3 pseudogenes are annotated in these 979 nt (G+C 29.6%); all 3 read left to right on the top strand.

The features are described from left to right. Positions 1-114: 114 nt before the first annotated feature. A pseudogene (locus JS756_RS38940) lies at positions 115-216 on the top strand (hypothetical protein); the annotation flags it as partial. A gap of 168 nt (positions 217-384) precedes the next feature. Further along, positions 385-696 (top strand): annotated as a pseudogene (locus JS756_RS38935) (cytochrome b N-terminal domain-containing protein); the annotation flags it as partial. 21 nt (positions 697-717) lie between these two features. Beyond that, positions 718-979 (top strand): annotated as a pseudogene (locus JS756_RS38930) (hypothetical protein); the annotation flags it as partial.

Here is a 979-nt window from a genome sequence, read left to right as displayed (position 1 = left end):
AGGTGATGGTATAGTCCAAACGCTAATGAAAATTAGTGGTTAAGGTTAATTGTTATATATAATTAACCCTTTTTGATTATGAGAGACGTAAATAATGGTTGATTAGTACGTTATTTACACTCTAATACAGCTTCAGCTTTTTTCTTTTTAGTGTATTTACACATAGGAAGAGGTTTATACTACGGATCTTACAAATCACCTAGAACTTTAACATGAGGTATAGGTACAGTAATCCTTATCGTTATGATGGCTACAGCTTTCTTAGGTTATGTTTTACCTTACGGTCAAATGAGTTTATGAGGTGCTACTGTTATTACTAACCTTATGAGTGCTATACCTTGAATAGGTCAAGATATTGTTGAGTTTATTTGAGGAGGTTTCTCTGTTAATGATGCAACATTAAATAGATTCTTTGCATTACACTTCTTATTACCTTTTATATTAGCAGCATTAGCATTAATGCATTTAATAGCAATGCATGATACAGTAGGATCTAGTAACCCTTTAGGTATCTCAGTTAATTATGACAGATTACCTTTCGCTCCTTACTTCATATTTAAAGATTTAATTACTATTTTTATCTTTTTTATAGTATTATCTGTATTTGTTTTCTTCATGCCTAATTATCTAGGTGATTCTGATAATTACGTTATGGCTAACCCTATGCAAACTCCTGCTGCTATAGTACCTGAATGATATCTTTTACCATTCTATGCTATTTTAAGATCTATACATAATAAATTATTAGGAGTTATAGCTATGTTTAGTTCTATATTAATACTTTTAACTTTACCTTTTACAGATTTAGGTCAATCTAAGGGTTTACAATTCAGACCTTTAAGTAAAATTGTTTTCTATATATTTGTAGCTAATTTCTTAGTATTAATGCAAATCGGTCAAAAACACGTTGAAACACCATTTATTGAGTTAGGTCAAATTAGTACTGTACTATACTTTGCTCATTTTACTATTATAGTAC

Source organism: Streptomyces actuosus (assembly GCF_016921115.1).
GTDB lineage: Bacteria > Actinomycetota > Actinomycetes > Streptomycetales > Streptomycetaceae > Streptomyces > Streptomyces actuosus_A.
This window is presented reverse-complemented; position numbering and strand designations above follow the sequence as displayed.